This is a genomic window from Pseudomonas sp. P4_B4 (assembly GCF_056402255.1).
In genome coordinates this window covers 1-17,717 of the sequence record NZ_JBFUHS010000001.1, presented here as the reverse complement: position 1 = coordinate 17,717, position 17,717 = coordinate 1, and the positions used below count along the sequence as shown (strand labels likewise).

The 17,717-nt window shown below is 60.1% G+C and carries 19 protein-coding genes and 1 pseudogene; 9 read left to right on the top strand and 11 right to left on the bottom strand.

Annotated features, from left to right (window positions below; all coding sequences use genetic code 11):
• Nucleotides 1-81: 81 nt before the first annotated feature.
• From AC1DVE_RS00100 to AC1DVE_RS00085, 4 genes are all read right to left on the bottom strand, one after another.
• Nucleotides 82-1,353, bottom strand: coding sequence for a M16 family metallopeptidase (locus AC1DVE_RS00100; protein ID WP_223460602.1), 1,272 nt, complete (start codon nt 1,351-1,353; stop codon nt 82-84).
• Nucleotides 1,354-1,494: 141 nt separating this feature from the next.
• Nucleotides 1,495-2,106 carry a 16S rRNA (guanine(966)-N(2))-methyltransferase RsmD gene (rsmD, locus tag AC1DVE_RS00095; protein WP_223460600.1) on the bottom strand — a complete coding sequence of 204 codons (612 nt, stop codon included), beginning with the start codon at nt 2,104-2,106 and terminating at the stop codon, nt 1,495-1,497.
• Nucleotides 2,106-3,596 carry a M16 family metallopeptidase gene (locus AC1DVE_RS00090; protein WP_223460598.1) on the bottom strand — a complete coding sequence of 497 codons (1,491 nt, stop codon included), beginning with the start codon at nt 3,594-3,596 and terminating at the stop codon, nt 2,106-2,108. Before AC1DVE_RS00090 ends, rsmD begins: the two co-directional genes overlap by 1 nt.
• Nucleotides 3,589-4,944: a M16 family metallopeptidase gene (locus AC1DVE_RS00085; protein ID WP_477783646.1), complete on the bottom strand. Its 1,356-nt coding sequence runs from the start codon at nt 4,942-4,944 to the stop codon at nt 3,589-3,591. The genes AC1DVE_RS00090 and AC1DVE_RS00085 overlap by 8 nt, the downstream gene beginning before the upstream one ends.
• 607 nt (nt 4,945-5,551) lie before the next feature.
• Between AC1DVE_RS00085 and ftsY the strand changes: the two genes are divergently transcribed.
• The 4 genes from ftsY (at nt 5,552) to rpoH (ending at nt 9,746) form a co-directional block, all read left to right on the top strand.
• Nucleotides 5,552-7,084: a signal recognition particle-docking protein FtsY gene (ftsY, locus tag AC1DVE_RS00080; protein WP_223543294.1), complete on the top strand. Its 1,533-nt coding sequence runs from the start codon at nt 5,552-5,554 to the stop codon at nt 7,082-7,084.
• Nucleotides 7,081-7,752: a cell division ATP-binding protein FtsE gene (ftsE, locus tag AC1DVE_RS00075; RefSeq protein WP_007975383.1), complete on the top strand. Its 672-nt coding sequence runs from the start codon at nt 7,081-7,083 to the stop codon at nt 7,750-7,752. The genes ftsY and ftsE overlap by 4 nt, the downstream gene beginning before the upstream one ends.
• The gene (ftsX, locus tag AC1DVE_RS00070) at nt 7,749-8,771 is read left to right on the top strand and encodes a permease-like cell division protein FtsX (RefSeq protein ID WP_223460592.1); all 1,023 of its coding nucleotides are present in this window, start codon (nt 7,749-7,751) and stop codon (nt 8,769-8,771) included. Before ftsE ends, ftsX begins: the two co-directional genes overlap by 4 nt.
• 120 nt (nt 8,772-8,891) lie before the next feature.
• The gene (gene rpoH / locus AC1DVE_RS00065) at nt 8,892-9,746 is read left to right on the top strand and encodes an RNA polymerase sigma factor RpoH (protein ID WP_007975386.1); all 855 of its coding nucleotides are present in this window, start codon (nt 8,892-8,894) and stop codon (nt 9,744-9,746) included.
• Nucleotides 9,747-9,841: 95 nt separating this feature from the next.
• Here the strand turns inward: rpoH and mtgA are convergent, their stop codons facing one another.
• Nucleotides 9,842-10,564, bottom strand: a complete 723-nt coding sequence (mtgA, locus tag AC1DVE_RS00060) for a monofunctional biosynthetic peptidoglycan transglycosylase (RefSeq protein WP_223460590.1) — start codon at nt 10,562-10,564, stop codon at nt 9,842-9,844.
• 74 nt (nt 10,565-10,638) lie between these two features.
• Here mtgA and AC1DVE_RS00055 point away from each other — a divergent pair, with 74 nt between their 5' ends.
• From AC1DVE_RS00055 to trmB, 4 genes are all read left to right on the top strand, one after another.
• On the top strand, nt 10,639-11,019 hold the full coding sequence (locus AC1DVE_RS00055; RefSeq protein ID WP_223533058.1) for a DUF423 domain-containing protein: 381 nt from the start codon (nt 10,639-10,641) through the stop codon (nt 11,017-11,019).
• Between the two features lie 71 nt (nt 11,020-11,090).
• Nucleotides 11,091-11,291: a sulfur carrier protein ThiS gene (gene thiS / locus AC1DVE_RS00050; RefSeq protein WP_050562648.1), complete on the top strand. Its 201-nt coding sequence runs from the start codon at nt 11,091-11,093 to the stop codon at nt 11,289-11,291.
• A 60-nt stretch (nt 11,292-11,351) separates the two neighbouring features.
• Nucleotides 11,352-12,146 (top strand): thiazole synthase, encoded by a 795-nt coding sequence (locus AC1DVE_RS00045; protein WP_032884143.1) that lies wholly within the window; start codon nt 11,352-11,354, stop codon nt 12,144-12,146.
• Between the two features lie 9 nt (nt 12,147-12,155).
• Nucleotides 12,156-12,881 carry a tRNA (guanosine(46)-N7)-methyltransferase TrmB gene (gene trmB, locus AC1DVE_RS00040; RefSeq protein ID WP_056726481.1) on the top strand — a complete coding sequence of 242 codons (726 nt, stop codon included), beginning with the start codon at nt 12,156-12,158 and terminating at the stop codon, nt 12,879-12,881.
• 131 nt (nt 12,882-13,012) lie between these two features.
• On the opposite strand, the gene AC1DVE_RS00035 is transcribed toward trmB, so the two are convergent.
• The 6 genes from AC1DVE_RS00035 to metX are packed head-to-tail and all read right to left on the bottom strand — an operon-like array spanning nt 13,013 to nt 17,369.
• Nucleotides 13,013-13,336, bottom strand: coding sequence for a DUF3392 domain-containing protein (locus AC1DVE_RS00035; RefSeq protein ID WP_223460586.1), 324 nt, complete (start codon nt 13,334-13,336; stop codon nt 13,013-13,015).
• A gap of 9 nt (nt 13,337-13,345) precedes the next feature.
• Complete coding sequence (gene hemW, locus AC1DVE_RS00030) at nt 13,346-14,551, bottom strand: radical SAM family heme chaperone HemW (RefSeq protein ID WP_223533056.1); 1,206 nt, start codon at nt 14,549-14,551, stop codon at nt 13,346-13,348.
• Nucleotides 14,548-15,144, bottom strand: coding sequence for an RdgB/HAM1 family non-canonical purine NTP pyrophosphatase (gene rdgB, locus AC1DVE_RS00025; protein WP_223460582.1), 597 nt, complete (start codon nt 15,142-15,144; stop codon nt 14,548-14,550). Before rdgB ends, hemW begins: the two co-directional genes overlap by 4 nt.
• Entirely contained in the window at nt 15,141-15,575 is a 435-nt protein-coding gene (locus tag AC1DVE_RS00020; protein ID WP_223460580.1) for a DUF4426 domain-containing protein, read from the bottom strand. Before AC1DVE_RS00020 ends, rdgB begins: the two co-directional genes overlap by 4 nt.
• 26 nt (nt 15,576-15,601) lie before the next feature.
• Nucleotides 15,602-16,222, bottom strand: a complete 621-nt coding sequence (metW, locus tag AC1DVE_RS00015; protein WP_223460578.1) for a methionine biosynthesis protein MetW — start codon at nt 16,220-16,222, stop codon at nt 15,602-15,604.
• Between the two features lie 7 nt (nt 16,223-16,229).
• Complete coding sequence (gene metX, locus AC1DVE_RS00010) at nt 16,230-17,369, bottom strand: homoserine O-succinyltransferase MetX (protein ID WP_223445322.1); 1,140 nt, start codon at nt 17,367-17,369, stop codon at nt 16,230-16,232.
• A 220-nt stretch (nt 17,370-17,589) separates the two neighbouring features.
• Between metX and AC1DVE_RS00005 the strand changes: the two are divergent.
• Nucleotides 17,590-17,717, top strand: a pseudogene (locus tag AC1DVE_RS00005) (IS110 family transposase); the annotation flags it as partial.

Below are 17,717 nucleotides of genomic sequence, written 5' to 3'. Positions count from 1 at the left end.
ACAAACCAGGTGGATTCGCGACCGATGAAAGCAGGCCCCTGCGCGGTGGGAGCGCCGGGGCCGGTTTTCCGGAACTGATGATCAGGCAGGGGGCCCGGTTACGTCGGGGGTATTGTTCTCGATGGGAAACACATGAGCGACGGTTGCGCGTTCGCGGGTGAAGTATTCGTTGGCTGCCCACTGAATATCCTGCGCAGTGACGCTGCGTAATTGCGCGACCTCAAGATCGATCAACTGCCATGGCTGAGCAGTTGCAACAAGATGACCGATGCTGCCCGACAGCCCAAAAGGGGTGTCATAGAGCGCCTGCCGGGTGGTGCTTTCCTGCATGATGGCGGGCTCGATTTCCTCGGGAGTGAACGGCACGCGCTTGACGTCATCCAGCAATGCCCACAGATCGGCTTCGGCTTTCTGCGGATTACCCTCGAAGTGGAACGCAAGGATGAATCGGTTACTGGCTCGACTGAGTCGAAAGGTTGTCGCAATAATTGTCGAGCGGTTGTCATTCCCGAATGACTTCAGGCGTGCAGAGGATTCAAACAGGGAATCCAGTATTTCCAGTGCCCTGACGGATTGCGGATCGGGGGCGTTTTCCATCCCCGGTGTATTGAATATGACGAGCATCAGCGGGTATTCGGTTTCCAGACGTTGCGTTATCTGGCGGTAACCGGGCTCTGACGGTCCTTTTATCAAGGGCCTGAAGGGGGCGGCGCGCTGGTCTTTCGATCCGAAGTGACGCTCGACCAATTGTCTTGCCTCCTCGACCTCGACATCGCCGACAACCACCAGGCATGCATTGCCGGGGCAATACCGGCTCTGACGCCAGTTTCTGAGATGTTCAAAGGTCAGGCGTTCAAGATTGGCGGCAATCGCTTCGTTTGGTCTGTAGTAACTGTTGCCGGTGTTTATCAGGGCGTCGATTTCCGGACTGAAGCTGATCGCGGATATGAACAGGGACTCTTCCTTGTTGCGCAGCAGTTCTTCGTCCAGACAGGTGCGCAGCCATTCATCCGATATTTCGTCCGTCATGATGGTCGACTGGATTTTGAGAGCGCTTTCCAGGTGTTCGGCGGCGATCAGTAAACGGTCGCTCAGATTTTCACGGCCACCGAAGTTTTGATGAGTGGCTCCGGTTTCTTTGATGAAATCCTCATAGTCAGGCATCAGTGCATTTTGTAATACACGTGTGACCCCGAAGTCTTCGGGGCGCTCGTCATCAGTTCCTACGGCAAAAACCAGTGTGAGTCCGACCTGAGGGGTTCTGTGATCCTCGCGCACGATGACCCTGAGGCCATTGTCGAGGGTGAAGTCATGGGTGGGGTGTGGAGTTCGTTCAGTCATTGGCTTGTTCATCCATTAATCATTCATTGCATCCATGCGAGACATTTCGCACGTCAACGATGATCCAGGATCAGAGGAACAAGCCACCTCAGATGTGTTGCGTTTTAAGAAACAGCCATCGTGCCGGGCAGGCCGCCGGCCTGCCCGTGCGCTTTATTCAGCAGGTTTTTCAGCGAAGCGCTGCCACAAAGAGTAATACACACGCCCGGATTTTTGCTCCCGGTGCAGGCGCCAGTTCTGCGGCAGGCCCAGGGTCGAAGGCGCGGACTCGCTTTCGGTGTACACCCAGGCATCCTCGGCCAGCCATTGGCGCTCTTCGAGCAACTTGCAAACGGCGGGCAGCAGATTCTGGTTGAACGGCGGGTCGAGGAACACCAGGTCGTAAGCCGTTGCGGTCTGGGTTTCCAGATAGCGCAGGGCGTCGGCGGTCTGGACCTGGCCGTTGGTGCAGCGCAATGTGCCCAGGTGTTCCTTCAGACTGGACACCGCGATACTGCTGGCATCCAGCGCCTGGCCCATGGCTGCGCCACGGGACAGGGCTTCGAGGAACAGCGCGCCGCTGCCGGTGAACGGGTCGAGTACCTTGGCGCCTGGCACGTAAGGTGCGAGCCAGTTGAACAGGGTTTCACGCACCCGGTCCGGCGTCGGGCGCAGGCCCGGGGCGTCGGGGAAGCTCAGCTTGCGGCTGCGCCATTCACCGCCAATGATGCGCAGTTGATTCACGCCGTTATGGACGTTTTTGGCGGGTTTTTTAGAATGGGCCATTAATGCTCCGGAACCCCGAGCGGCTGCTCGGAAGGTTTATCAGTAGGGGCCGGTAACGGCTTTTGCGGCACGGTCGGGCCAGCGCTGACGATGACCATCTTGTCCGTGCTCAGGTGTTTGTTCATGGCGGCTTTGACCTGCTCGACGGTCAAGGCCTGGGACTGTTGCATGAAGTCTTCCAGGTGACTCAACGGCAAGTTGTAAAAACCGATGGCGCCCAGCTGACCGACGATATCGGCGTTGCTGGCGGTGGACAGCGGGAAGCTGCCGGCCAGTTCGCGCTTGGCGTCGTCGAGCTCTTTTTCGGTTGGGCCGGTTTTAAGGTAGTCGGCCAGTACATCCTGCACCAGTTTCAGGGTGCCTTCACTCATCTCGGCGCGGGTCTGCAGGTTAATCATGAACGGGCCACGCGCCTGCATCGGGGTGAAGCCCGAATACACACCGTAAGTCAGGCCACGCTTCTCGCGCACTTCGCTCATCAGGCGGGTGCCGAAGCCGCCGCCACCGAGAATCTGGTTCCCCATGGACAACGCTGCGTAGTCCGGGTCGTCGCGGTCGATGCCCAATTGCGCGAGCATCAGGTTGGTCTGCTTGGACGGGAACTCGATATGGCCGACGCTGGCCTTGGGCTCGACCGGTTGCGCAATTTTCGGCAAGGCCGGGCCTTTGGGAAGGGCACTGGAAACCTGCGCGGCAATCGCTTCGGCTTCTGCACGGGACAGGTCGCCGACCAGCGCGATCACCACGTTACCGGCGGCGTAAGCTTTCTCGTGGAAAGCACGCAGTTGGGCCACGGTGATCGCCGGGACGGTTTTCGCCGTGCCGTCGCTGGCGTGTGCGTACGGGTGATCACCGTACAAGCGGTTCATCAGTTCCAGGCTCGCCAGTTTGCCGGGGTTCTGTTTCTGGTATTCGAAACCGGCAAGCATCTGGTTCTTGATGCGGGCCAGCGAATCGGCAGGGTAAGTCGGCTTGCCGATGACTTCGGCGAACAGCTTCAGGGCCGGCTCGCGCTTGTCCTTGACACTGAGGCTGCGCAGCGAAGCGATTGCCATGTCCTTATAAGCGCCGTTGCCGAAATCGGCGCCCAGGCCTTCGAAGCCCTGGGCAATGGCGCCAACGTCTTTGCCGGCCACGCCTTCGTTGAGCATGGCGTTGGTCAACACCGCCACGCCCGGTGCATCGCCGTCCTGGCTGCTGCCGGCGGCGAAGATCAGGCGCATGTCGAACATCGGTAACTCATGGGCTTCGACAAACAGCACCTTGGTGCCTTCTGTGGTGTTCCAGGTCTGCACGTCCAGCTTGCGGTGGTCCGGTGCCTTGCCGTTGAGCTCGGTCAGTGATTGCAGTTTCTGGCTGGCCTTGGCCTTGTCCAGGGCTTCGCTGGCATTGGTTTCGCCAGAGCGCGACAAATAGAACGCGGCGGAACCGATAACGGCGACGGCGACCAGGCCGATCAGGGCCAGACGGGAGGGTTTACGCTCACTCATGAGTCGTCTCCAGAGGCAGTACATGGGCGACGCTGAGACGTTCGCGGGTGAAATACAGCTTGGCGGCTTTCTGGATGTCTTGCGGTGTCACGCTTTCCAGATCGGCCAGTTCGGTGTCCATCAGTTTCCATGACAGGCCGACGGTTTCCAGTTGGCCGATGGCCGTGGCCTGGCTGGTGATCGAGTCGCGCTCGAAGACCAGGCCGGCGATGACTTGTGCACGTACGCGTTCCAGTTCTTCAGCGGTTGGCGCCGTGGTTTTCAGCTGGTCGAGCAGCTTCCACAAACCGGCTTGTGCCTGGGCGATGGTCTTGTGTTTCTGTGAATTTGGCGATGCCGACAGGGTGAAGAGGCTGTCGCCACGGGTGTAGGCGTCGTAACTCGACGAGCCGCCGGACACCAGTTCTTCGCCGCGCTCCAGTTGCGTCGGGATGCGTCCGCTGTAGCCGCCGTCGAGCAGTGCCGAGATCAGGCGCAGGGCATTGACCAGGCGCTTGTCTTCGGCGGTGGCGATGCTCGGCACGTTGAAGGCCAGCATCAGGCTAGGCAGTTGGGTCTGCACGTGCAGGATGATCTGGCGCTCGCCCGGTTCGGCCAGTTCCAGCGGTTTTTTCGCGGCGGGCACATCACGCTTGGCGATCGGGTCGAAATAACGTTGGGCCAGAGTTTTGACTTCGTCTGGGGTGACATCGCCAACCACAACCAGCGTGGCGTTGTTGGGCACGTACCAGGTTTCGTACCAGTGGCGCAGCTCTTCGACTTTCATCCGCTCAAGGTCGGCCATCCAGCCGATGGTCGGCGTGTGATAGCCGCTGGCCGGGTAGGCCATGGCCTTGAAGCGCTCGTAGGCCTTGGACATCGGCTTGTCGTCGGTACGCAGGCGACGTTCTTCCTTGATGACCTCGATTTCCTTGGCGAACTCGTCGGCCGGCAGGCGCAGGCTGGCCATGCGATCGGCTTCCAGTTCGAAGGCCACACCCAGGCGATCCCGGGCCAGCACCTGGTAGTACGCGGTGAAGTCGTCACTGGTGAATGCGTTCTCTTCGGCGCCGAGGTCGCGCAGGATCAGCGAGGCTTCGCCGGGGCCGACTTTCTCGCTGCCCTTGAACATCATGTGTTCCAGAGCGTGGGACAGGCCGGTATTACCCGGGGTCTCGTAGCTGGAGCCGACCTTGTACCAGACCTGGGAAACCACCACTGGCGCACGGTGGTCTTCACGCACGACCACCTTCAGACCGTTGTCGAGGGTGAATTCGTGGGTGGGTTGCGGGTCGGCAGCCAGGGCCGAAAGGGGCAGGCAAACTGTGCTGAGCAGCAGGCCAGCGGCGCGGCGGGCAAGAGCATTCATTCGTTTTCAAACCTTTGGGGCTGCCCGCTTGTTCTTAGCGTCAGCGGGCGAGAGGTAGGGCGTGTCATCAATCATTACCAGTACCGCGCCGGAGCCTGATAGTGCGCAGGGCAAGGCGCGAGGAGTGTAGTTTGGTATTCCAAATAAACTCCGAGCAACGCAGCCCTGCGCACTATCAGGCCCGGCCCTCCGGGTGGTCGCCTGAAAGCGGGCCATACTGCGTTGCAGTCCTTGGCAAGGAAAGCACATTCCCTGCGGCCTGCGCCTTGTCTGGCCCGCTTTCAGGCGGCCACGCGGTACTGGTAATGATTGATGACACGCCCTAGGATACTGATCCGTTTTAGCGGCGGCCACGCCTATCAGGCCTTTATGCTTGATCAGGTTGAATGGGTTTGCGACGGAAGGTGGATGTTTATCAACTGAATTCCGCGTTTTCGCCGATTTTGCTGCTTTAGTCCTATGAGAAATCGATTCCTTGAGGCGCCGACGAGCACCTCGACAAAATGTTGCGCGTGAACAAGCTGGGTGAAACACAGTCTGTTCTGCATCGAATATTTATTTGCCGGGGCGCCATTGGCGCGTCGCTACCGTGAGATAGCCGTCCTCCATGTTTGGTTCCAACGACGACAAGAAGACCCCAGCTGCGGCTGGCGAGAAAAAAAGCCTGTTCGGATGGCTGCGCAAAAAGCCGCAGGAACCCGTCGTCGAACAGCCACAAGCCATTCCTGAACCAGCGCCGATGCCGGTCCCGGTAATAGACGAAGCGCCCGCGCCGGTTGTTCTGCCGATTGCCGAGCCGTTGCTGCAACCCAAGGTTGAAGCCGCTCCTGAACCAGTCAGCGAAATCGTCATCGAACAGCCGCCGGCCCCGACGGCCGAACCGTGGTTGACCCTGCCGGTAGCCGAAGAGCCCGTGGCATTGGTCGAGAATGACCTGGCTCCTCACGTGACACCACCGATTCCGGCTCCGGCAGCGTTCGCGCCGGCGCCGGTTCAAGCACCTGTGATCGAGCCGGTGGTGGCGCCAGTCGTTGTGGCTGAGCCCGTGCCCGTTGTCAGCCAGCCAGAGGTTCCGGTATTCGTTGCTCCGGTTGCTCCGGTTGCTCCGGTTGCTCCGGTTGCTCAAGCGCCTGCCCCCGCTCCGATTCCTGAGCCGATCGCGGCGCCCGTCGAAACCCCGGTAGAACCCGTACGCACCGAAGAAACCAAAGCCGGTTTCTTCGCCCGCCTCAAGCAGGGCCTGTCCAAGACCAGCGCCAGTATCGGCGAAGGCATGGCCAGCCTGTTCCTGGGCAAAAAGGTTATTGATGACGAACTGCTCGAAGACCTCGAAACCCGTTTGCTGACAGCCGACGTTGGTGTCGAAGCCACGTCGGTGATCATTCAGCGTTTGACGCAGAAGGTCGCCCGCAAGGAGCTGGCCGATGCCGACGCCTTGTACAAATCCCTGCAAGCCGAGCTGGCAGCGATGCTCAAGCCTGTCGAGCAGTCGCTGAAAATCACCTCGCAGAACAAGCCGTTCGTGATTCTGGTGGTCGGCGTCAACGGTGCCGGCAAGACCACCACCATCGGCAAGCTGGCGAAGAAACTGCAGCTGGAAGGCAAGAAAGTCATGCTTGCCGCTGGCGACACCTTCCGTGCCGCGGCAGTGGAGCAATTGCAGGTCTGGGGTGAGCGCAACAAGATCCCGGTGATTGCGCAGCACACTGGCGCTGACTCGGCCTCGGTGATCTTCGATGCCGTGCAGGCCGCCAAGGCCCGTGGCATCGACGTGCTGATCGCCGACACCGCCGGCCGCCTGCACACCAAAGACAATCTGATGGAAGAGCTGAAAAAGGTTCGCCGGGTGATCGGCAAGCTCGACGCCGACGCACCTCACGAAGTGCTGTTGGTGCTTGATGCTGGCACTGGCCAGAACGCCATCAACCAGGCCAAACAATTCAACCAGACCGTCGAACTGACCGGCCTGGCGCTGACCAAGCTCGACGGCACTGCCAAGGGTGGGGTGATTTTCGCCCTGGCCAAGCAATTCGGCCTGCCGATCCGCTACATTGGAGTCGGTGAAGGCATCGACGATTTGCGTACCTTTGAAGCAGAACCCTTTGTCCAGGCATTGTTTGCCGAGCGGGAGCGTTCATGATTCGTTTCGAACAGGTCGGTAAGCGCTACCCGAACGGTCACGTCGGCTTGCATGAGCTGAGCTTTCGAGTCCGTCGTGGCGAGTTCTTGTTTGTCACCGGCCATTCCGGTGCCGGTAAATCCACACTGTTGCGCCTGTTGCTGGCGATGGAGCGCCCGACCAGCGGCAAGCTGCTGCTCGCCGGGCAAGACCTGAGCACCATCAGCAACGCGCAGATTCCTTTCTTGCGCCGGCAGATCGGCGTGGTGTTCCAGAATCACCAGTTGCTGTTCGATCGCACGGTGTTCAATAACGTCGCGTTGCCTTTGCAGATCCTGGGGCTGTCCAAGGCCGAGATCGCCAAGCGCGTGGACTCGGCACTGGAGCGCGTGGCGCTGTCGGATAAAACCGATCTGTACCCGGGCGACCTGTCCACCGGTCAGCAGCAGCGCGTCGGCATCGCACGCGCCATCGTTCACCGTCCGGCCTTGCTGTTGGCGGACGAACCGACCGGTAACCTCGACCCGCGTCTGGCCGCCGAGATCATGGGTGTGTTCGAAGACATCAATCGCCTGGGTACCAGCGTGCTGATCGCCAGTCACGACCTGGCCCTGATCGCCCGCATGCGCCACCGCATGCTGACCTTGCAACGTGGTCGATTGATCGGCGACGGGGAGGCCGCGGTATGAGTGCAACACGTAGTCCCAAGGTTTCCGAGCGAGTGGCCCCGAAGGCCGCCGATCAGCAGCCGCAAAAGAAAAAACGCGATGATGACGACGGGCCGGACTTTGCCACGTTGTTCCGCGCCTGGATCGAAAGCCATCGAGCCAGTCTGGTGGATAGCCTGCGCCGCCTGGGCAAGCAGCCCATTGGCAGTTTTTTCACCTGCATGGTGATGGCGGTGGCCCTGAGTTTGCCCATGGGCCTGTCACTTTTGCTAGGTAACGTCGAGCGCTTGGGCGGTTCCTGGCAGCGCGCGGCGCAGATTTCCCTGTACCTGGACCTTGAGGCCAAACCGGCCGAAGGCGAATCGCTGCGTGATCAGATCAAGGGCATGCCTGGCGTCGCCGATGCCGAGTACGTTGGCCGGGAGCAGGCGCTGGAAGAGTTCCAGCAACAGTCCGGGCTGGGCGAGGCGCTCAAGGAGTTGCCGGAGAACCCGCTGCCGGGCGTGGTCCTGGTGACGCCGGCCGAAGTCGACAAGCCGGCCCTTGAAGCATTAAGACAAAAACTATCCGAGCTGCCGAAGGTACAACAGGCGCAACTTGATTTAGTCTGGGTCGAGCGTCTGGCAGCCATCCTCAAGCTGGGTGACCGTTTTGTCTTCGGTCTGACCGTGCTTCTGGTTTCTGCATTACTTTTGGTGATAGGCAATACCATTCGTCTTCATATTGAAAACCGCCGCACAGAGATAGAAGTGATTAAACTGGTCGGCGGCACTGACAGCTATGTACGCAGGCCCTTTCTGTATATGGGTGCGCTGTATGGCTTCGGTGCGGGGATTCTGTCCTGGGGCGTACTGGCGTTCGGCCTTGACTGGCTGAACGACGCGGTGGTGGGGCTGGCCGGTTTGTACGGCAGTGATTTTGCGCTGGCTGGAGTGCCAGTTGCCGACGGTCTGTCTCTCTTGCTTGGCGCGGTGCTGTTGGGGTATATCGGTGCATGGATTGCAGTCGCACGCCACCTGAGGGAGCTTGCGCCTAAGTAGTATCATTTTGCTCGTATTGACCTTTCAGCGTTTTTGGGTTTTTGGGAACTTGTCTTTCGGTTTCCGGTCAATTTTCGCAGTGCTGAACTGCACGAGTTTGTAAGTCGGAGGTTTTTTCGTATGACCAATTCTTTGCAACCTGCATATGCTCTGGTCCCGGGTGCGAACCTGGAGGCCTATGTGCACACCGTCAACAGCATTCCATTGCTGTCGCCGGAGCAGGAGCGTGAACTGGCCGAGAGTCTCTATTATGAGCAGGATTTGGGGGCGGCTCGGCAGATGGTGCTCGCCCACCTGCGTTTTGTCGTACATATCGCCCGTAGCTATTCCGGCTATGGCCTGGCCCAGGCTGACCTGATCCAGGAAGGCAACGTTGGCCTGATGAAGGCCGTGAAGCGCTTCAACCCGGAAATGGGCGTGCGCCTGGTGTCCTTTGCCGTGCACTGGATCAAGGCGGAAATCCACGAGTTCATCCTGCGCAACTGGCGCATCGTGAAAGTCGCGACCACCAAGGCCCAGCGCAAGTTGTTCTTCAACCTGCGCAGCCAGAAGAAGCGTCTGGCCTGGCTGAACAACGAGGAAGTCCACCGTGTGGCGGAAAGCCTGGGTGTAGAGCCTCGGGAAGTGCGCGAGATGGAAAGCCGTCTGACCGGCCATGACATGGCCTTCGACCCGGCTGCCGAAGCGGACGACGACAGTGCTTTCCAGTCGCCGGCCAACTATCTGGAAGACCACCGGTACGACCCGGCCCGTCAACTGGAAGATGCCGACTGGAGCGACAACTCCAACCACAACCTGCACGAAGCCCTGGAAGTGCTGGACGACCGCAGCCGTGACATCCTCTACCAGCGCTGGCTGGCGGAAGAAAAGGCCACGCTGCACGACCTGGCGCAGAAGTACAACGTGTCGGCCGAGCGTATTCGCCAACTCGAGAAGAGCGCGATGAACAAGCTCAAGTTGTCGATCGCTGCTTAACTGGCGAGCAGGCAATAAAAAACGCCCCGGTCATTGATCGGGGCGTTTTTGTTTGTGGTGACATTTCAGATCCACCACAGGGGGGATCTTCGGTGTTATTGGGCCCAGGGCGCCCGACGCGAATCGTTCAGCCCGACCAGATAGCTGTCGCCACCCAGTTGGCTCATCTGTCGCCGAATCCAGCCTGCACGTCGCGCCACGTAAGCGGTTGGATGGCTCGCACTCCATACTCGCGGGTTGGGCAGAACGGCCGCCAGCAAGCTCGATTGTTGGCGGCTGAGACCTTTGGCACTCACGCCAAAGTGATGCCGGGCCGCCGCTTCGGCGCCAAACACGCCGTCATCCCACTCGACGCTGTTGAGGTACACCTCAAGAATCCGCTGCTTGGGCCAGAACACTTCGATCAGTCCGGTGAACCAGGCTTCCAGGCCTTTGCGCAGCCAGCTGCGGCCAGACCACAGGAACAGGTTTTTCGAGACTTGCTGGCTTAGGGTGCTGGCGCCACGGATCGAACCGCCGCGTTCGTTATGGGCAAACGCCGCCTGAATCGCGCCGATATCGAAGCCCCAGTGCTCCGGGAATTTCTGGTCTTCCCCAGCAATCACCGCGACTTTCAGGTCATCGGAAATCTCGTCCCAGGGTTTCCAGGTTCGTTGCAGGTCGATGGGTTCTCCGTCGAACCAGGATTCGATCTTGCGCTCGACCATCAGCGTCGTCCCCGGTGGCGGCACCACGCGAAAGATCAGCACCAGCAATACGCTGCCACCCATGAACCAGAGCACGGCCTTGGTGAAACGACGGAAATAGATACGCAGCATAGTGATGGCTTGGCCGAACCCGTTGAGCAGGCCATTATACAGTCCCTTTGGATCGAAACTGACTGGAGTTCTGCATGCTGCGTGGCTTTCTGATGCTGGCCGCTTTTTTCGGCTTCACCGGTGTCGGCCTCGGCGCCTTTGCCGCCCACGGCCTGAAAAACCGCCTGAGTGCCGAGTACATGGCGATTTTCCACACGGGCGTCACCTATCAGTTGGTGCATGCCCTGGCGTTGCTCGGTGTTGCAGCGCTGGCCTCGCAAATTCCCGGTCGACTCGCCACTTGGGCCGGCGCATCGTTTGCGATCGGTATCCTGCTGTTCTCCGGCAGCCTGTACATCTTGACGCTGACCGGCATCAGCAAGCTCGGCATCATCACCCCGTTCGGTGGCCTGGCCTTCCTGGTGGGCTGGTTTTGCCTCGGACTTGCCGCCTGGCGTTTGCAGCTTACCGCTTGACGCTTGTTGCTGACCTTTAGGTCATGATCGGGCTAGAATGCCAGCCCCTAAAAATGATGGCGGCATCCGGCATGCGCATTCAGTTGAACGGCGAATCCTTTGAACTGCCCGACGGTGAAACCGTTGCGGCCCTGCTGACCCGTCTGGACCTGACCGGACGCCGGGTGGCGGTCGAACTCAATCTGGATATCGTCCCGCGCAGTCAGCATGCAGACACCGCGTTGAACGACGGCGACAACGTCGAAGTGGTGCACGCCATCGGCGGCGGCTAGCACCCTCGGCCGAGTGGCCACAGAATTCTGCAAGTACCTCACTCCTACAGAGGATTTCCCATGAGCATCGTTCGCAGCGACAAGCCTTTCGTCCTGGCCGGTCGTACTTACCAGTCGCGTTTGCTGGTCGGTACCGGCAAGTACCGTGACATGGAAGAAACCCGCCTGGCCATCGAAGCCTCGGGTGCCGAGATCGTCACCTTCGCCGTGCGCCGCACCAACCTTGGCCAGATCGAGGGCGAGCCGAACCTGCTCGAAGTGCTGTCGCCGGATCGCTACACCTTCCTGCCGAACACCGCCGGTTGCTACGACGCCATCGAAGCCGTGCGCACCTGCCGCCTGGCCCGTGAGCTGCTCGATGGCCACAACCTGGTGAAGCTGGAAGTGCTGGCCGACCAGAAAACCCTGTTCCCCAACGTGATCGAAACCCTCAAGGCCGCCGAAACGCTGGTCAAGGAAGGCTTCGACGTGATGGTCTACACCAGTGATGATCCGATCATCGCCCGTCAATTGGCGGAAATCGGCTGTATCGCGGTGATGCCGCTGGCCGGTCTGATCGGCTCCGGCCTGGGAATCTGCAACCCGTATAACCTGCAGATCATCCTCGAAGAAGCCAAGATTCCAGTATTGGTGGATGCTGGTGTCGGTACTGCTTCCGACGCCACCATCGCCATGGAACTGGGCTGTGATGCGGTGCTGATGAACTCGGCCATCGCACATGCCCAGCAGCCGATCATGATGGCTGAAGCCATGAAACATGCGATCGTCGCAGGCCGCCTGGCTTACCTCGCCGGCCGCATGCCAAAAAAACTCTATGCCAGCGCCTCTTCGCCGCTGGATGGTCTGATCAAGTAAGAGCCATTGATGACTGAATCGAACGACACGCCAATCCAGACGGAAGAAGGCGACGAGCGCCAACACCGCCGCATCAAGAGTTTCGTGATGCGCGCCGGGCGCATGACCGAAGGCCAGCAAAAGGGCCTGGAGCAGGGCACTCCGCTGTTCGTGCTGCCGCTGGCCGACGCGCCGGTGGATTTCGACCAGGTGTTCGGTCGCTCGGCGCCGCGCTCGCTGGAAATCGGTTTCGGCATGGGACACTCGCTGCTGGAAATGGCAGCGGCTTCGCCGGATCAGGATTTCATTGGCGTCGAGGTTCACCGTCCGGGTGTCGGTGCGCTGCTCAATGGCGTGCTGACGCAAGGCCTGACCAACCTGCGGGTTTACGATTGCGATGCGATCGAAGTGCTCAACCGCTGCGTGGCCGATAACAGCCTCGATCGCCTGATGCTGTTTTTCCCGGACCCGTGGCACAAGAGCCGTCACCACAAGCGTCGTATCGTTCAGGCGTCCTTCGCCGAATTGGTGCGCAGCAAGTTGAAAGTCGGCGGCATTCTGCACATGGCCACCGATTGGGAACCGTACGCCGAGTACATGCTGGAAGTGATGAACGTTGCGCCGGGTTACAGAAACCTCGCCGAAGACGGCAAGTGCGTACCGCGCCCGGCCGAGCGGCCGATCACCAAGTTCGAGCGCCGTGGCGAGCGTCTTGGGCATGGGGTGTGGGATTTGAAGTTCGAGAAGCAGTCTTAAACTTCACTTAATACAAACTGTGGGAGCGAGCTTGCTCGCGATGAGGCCATAACATTCAACATCTCTGTTGACTGTCAGGCCGCCATCGCGAGCAAGCTCGCTCCCACAGTTGTTTTAGGTATGCCCGAAGATCAGCGGCGATCCGCGACCACACCAATCAACACCAACACCACCAGCAACACCGGTGCCAGGCTGTAGTTGTTGAACTGGCTCAAGCCGCGCACGACCCACGGCGTGGCGTAGATCAGCGCCGCGCCGCTGCCGATCAGGCACAGCAGGGACATCAGTGGCACGCGCAAGGCGCCGGCGATGCTGCCCAGACGCTGCTCGACCCAGCCTTTGAAATCTGCACCGAACAGCACCAGCAGGCAGCCCACCAGGGCCAGGGCGATTTCCGAGAGGTTGCTGCGGCTCCAGCGAGACACGGTGGCAAGCAGGTCGAGTACCAAATCCATTCGATTTCCTTATGTCAGAAATTTCTGCAGCAAGTCGTTGAGGAAGAGTTGTCCGCGCTCGGTGGCTACCAGACGTGACGGTTCGACCTGCAACAGGCCGCTTTGTTCGGCTTCACGGCGGCCTTCAGCAAGGCTTTCCAGAGTCATGCCGGTACGTTCCGGGTACAGCCGCGATTCGACGCCTTCAGTCAGGCGCAGCGCGTTCATCAGGAATTCGAACGGCATTTCATCGTTGCCCAGCGCTTTCTCGCCAGCCTGGAAGCTCTTCGCCGGATTCAGGTAATCCTTCGGCAGGCGGGTCTTCCAGGTGCGAATGATGCGCCCGTCCGGATGGCTGAGCTTGCCATGGGCACCCGCGCCAATGCCGATGAAGTCGCCAAAACTCCAGTAATTGAGGTTGTGGCGCGCCGGGCGACCGGGCAAGGCATAGGCCGAGACTTCGTATTGCGCGTAACCGTGTTCGGCCAACAGCGCTTGCCCGGCTTCCTGAATGTCCCACAGTGTGTCGTCTTCCGGCAGCGTCGGCGGCTGGTTCCAGAACACCGTGTTCGGTTCCAGAGTCAGTTGATACCACGACAGGTGTGTCGGTTTCAGGGCGATGGCTGTGCGCAGGTCGGCCAAGGCATCGTCCAGGGACTGATTCGGCAAGCCATGCATCAAGTCCAGGTTGAAGTTATCGAACCCGGCCTGCCGCGCCATGCCGGCGGCGCGTACGGCTTCGTCACCGTTGTGAATCCGCCCCAGGGCCTCGAGCTTTTCTTGCTGAAAGCTCTGGATGCCGATCGACAGGCGATTTATGCCCAGTTTCCGGTACGCCACGAACTTGTCTTGCTCGAACGTCCCCGGATTGGCTTCCAGCGTGATCTCGATGTCGCTGGCAAACGGAATGCGCTGTTCGACGCCTTTGAGCAAGCGACCCAGCGAATCAGCGCTGAACAGGCTTGGCGTGCCGCCACCAAAGAAAATCGAGCTCAGCTCACGACCATAAACGGCGTGCAGGTCCTGATCGAGATCGGCCAGCAATGCGTCGACGTACTCTTCTTCCGGCAGCACCGGGCTGGCGGTGTGGGAGTTGAAGTCGCAATAAGGGCATTTGCGCACGCACCAAGGGATGTGGATATACAGCGCTAGCGGCGGCAGCACAGGCAGGGCCGCCCGAGGCGATTGTGCATCGCCGCCGAAGATCAGCGGCGACGCGGATGATTCACGGGTCATTTCAAGCCCAGACGCTGGCGCAGCAGATCCATTGCACGGGCGCGGTGGCTGATCTGGTTCTTGTCGCGTGGGCTCAGTTCGGCGCTGGAGCAGTCGCGCCCAGGCACCCAGAACAGCGGGTCGTAGCCAAAGCCGTGTTCGCCGCTGGCCTGGGTCAGGATTCGCCCGTGCCACAAACCTTCGCAGAGGATCGGCAACGGATCATCGGCGTGGCGCACCAATGCCAGCACGCACACGAACTGCGCACCACGTTCGGCTTCAGGCACGTCTTTCAACACGTCGAGCAGCTTGGCGTTGTTCGCCGCATCGCCCTTGCCGTCGGCATAACGCGCCGAGTAGATGCCCGGCGCACCGCCAAGGAAATCCACCGCCAGCCCGGAATCGTCGGCCAGCGCCGGCAGGCCGGAAATGCGCGCGGCATTGCGGGCCTTGAGGATGGCGTTCTCGACGAACGACAGGCCGGTTTCTTCAGGTTCGACGCTGCTGAACTCGCCAATCGAGCGCAGATGCACCGACTCGCCGAGCATGGTCTGGAGTTCCTTGAGTTTGCCGGCGTTATGGCTGGCCAATACGAGTTGCGTGAAGTTGATCATTGGCCGGGGAAGAGCTCTTGGTTGAAATTAATGGTGTTGATCTTGTCGCCGGTCTGCACCTTGATGTCGAAGGTGCGGATTTCCTGCTGCGGTACCGGGTATTGGGCGATGTAGTAGATCGCTCCTTGCTCGGTGACTTGTTTGAAGTTCAGCGTGTAGCTTTGGCTGGTCAGGTCTTTGACGGTGCCGCTGACCTCGGCCATCATCGGCGTGCCGGCCTTGATCACCGTAATGTTGATCACGCCCTGATCCTTGCTGCGCGTCAGTTGGGCGGCCTTGGCAACGTCCGGTAGCAGGTAGGTGGAGTTGAAGGTGTTGTAGTGCACTGTCACGTCGCCGAAGGTTTCCTTGCGTTCGCTCTTGATGGCGTCGGCGGCCATGGCGGTGACGCTCAGGCAGGCAGTGAGTAGAAACAACGCTAGACGACCCATGATCGTTCTCCTTGAAATAGGGTGGATCAGACTGCGATCTTGTGGTCGGAAAGTCCCGGGCTGCTGACCCGGTAGATGCCGATCTCACCTAACAGATTAGGCCATAGCTTGCTGGCCCACCCGTGCCGATGCTGTTGATCCACGGCCAGCCGATCAATGACCTTCGCTTCACGTTCGCGACACAAGGCTTCAAAGTCCGCGAAGGTGCAGAAGTGAATGTTCGGCGTGTTGTACCAGGTGTACGGCAGGAACTCGGAAACCGGCATACGGCCCTTGCTCGCCAGGTACCAGCGGCAGCGCCAGTGACCGAAATTCGGGAAAGTGATGATGCACTGACGGCCGACGCGCAGCATTTCCTCGAGGATCCTGTCCGGGTAGTGCACCGCTTGCAGCGCCTGGGTCATGACCACGATATCGAAACTGTTGCTGGCAAAGTTGCCCAGGCCCTTGTCCAGGTCCTGTTCGATGACGTTGATGCCCTTGGCCACGCACTCGGCGATGTTGTCGGCGTCGTTTTCCAGGCCATAACCGGTGACTTGCTTGTTGTCGCGCAGCCAGGTCAGCAGTTCGCCATCGCCGCACCCGAGGTCGAGCACGCGGCTGCCGGCGGGGATCCATTCCTGGATGATTTCCAGATCAGCTCTCATGGCTTTCTCACAACGTAATGCGGTTCATGTAATTGCCGAATGCCTGCAGATAGCGCGGGATCGGAATCAGGAAGGCGTCGTGGCCTTGCGGAGCGTCGATCTCGAGGTAGCAGACGTCCTTGCGCGCGGCCATCAGTGCGTCCACCAGTTCCCGCGAGCGGGCAGGGGAGAAGCGCCAGTCGGTGGTGAACGACATCACGCAGAACTTGGCTTTTGCACCTTCAAAGGTTTTCGCCAGGTTATCGTCGAAGTTGGCCGCCGGATCGAAGTAGTCGAGCGCTTTGGTCATTAACAGGTACGTGTTGGCGTCGAAGCGTCCGGAGAACTCTTCGCCCTGATAGCGCAGGTAGCTTTCCACCTGGAATTCGACGCTGTGGAAGTCGTAGTTGAGCTTCTCGCTCTTGAGCCCGCGGCCGAATTTTTCGCCCATGGAGTCGTCGGACAGGTAGGTGATGTGCCCGACCATCCGCGCGAGCATCAGACCGCGCTTGGGGATCACGTTGTGTTCCTGGAACGAACCGCCGTGGAATTCAGGGTCGGTGAGGATCGCCTGGCGCGCCACTTCGTTGAACGCGATGTTCTGTGCCGACAGCTTGGGCGCCGAGGCGATGGCCAGGCAGTGACGAATGCGGTCAGGGTAGGTGATGCTCCATTGCATCGCCTGCATGCCGCCGAGGCTGCCGCCGATAACGGCCGCGAACTGGGCGATGCCGAGACGATCGGCCAGGCGCGCCTGGCTGTGCACCCAATCCTCGACGGTCAGGACCGGGAAATCGGCGCCGAACGGCTTGCCAGTCTCCGGGTTGATGCTGCTCGGGCCAGTGGAACCGTTGCAGCCGCCGAGGTTGTTCAGGCTGACCACGAAGAACTTGCTGGTGTCGATCGGCTTGCCGGGGCCGATGCAGCTGTCCCACCAACCGGGTTTGCGGTCGTCGGCGCTGTGGTAGCCGGCGGCGTGGTGGTGACCGGACAGGGCGTGGCAGATCAGCACGGCGTTGCTCGCCGTGGCGTTGAGCGTGCCGTAGGTTTCGTAAATCAGGTCATAGGCCGGGAGCGAACGTCCACAAGCCAACGCCAAGGGTTCGCTGAAGTGCGCCACTTGCGGCGTCACCAGACCAACAGAATCGGGGGGAAAGGCAGCTGGCATCGACCCTGCTCTCATTGAAATGAGGCGTAAGTCTAAAGACCGCTGGGGTTAGCGGCAAGCAAAGGCCGGGCCTGATTTCATTCAGTAAGACCGAGGTACACCATTCGCGAGCAAGCCCGCTCCCACATTGGAATGCGTTCCCCTAATGAAATGGCTACCCCCGCTGCCCCCTGTGATCGCCCACTAAGCTTTCGCAGGGGGCTCATCGGAGATCGTTGCCATGAACAAAGTAGCTATTGCCGCCATCGACTTGGGAAAACACACCTTTCATCTACATGCACAGGATGATCGTGGTCACGAGCTGTACCGAAAAAAATTCAATCGGGTAACGCTCATGCAGCACAGCAC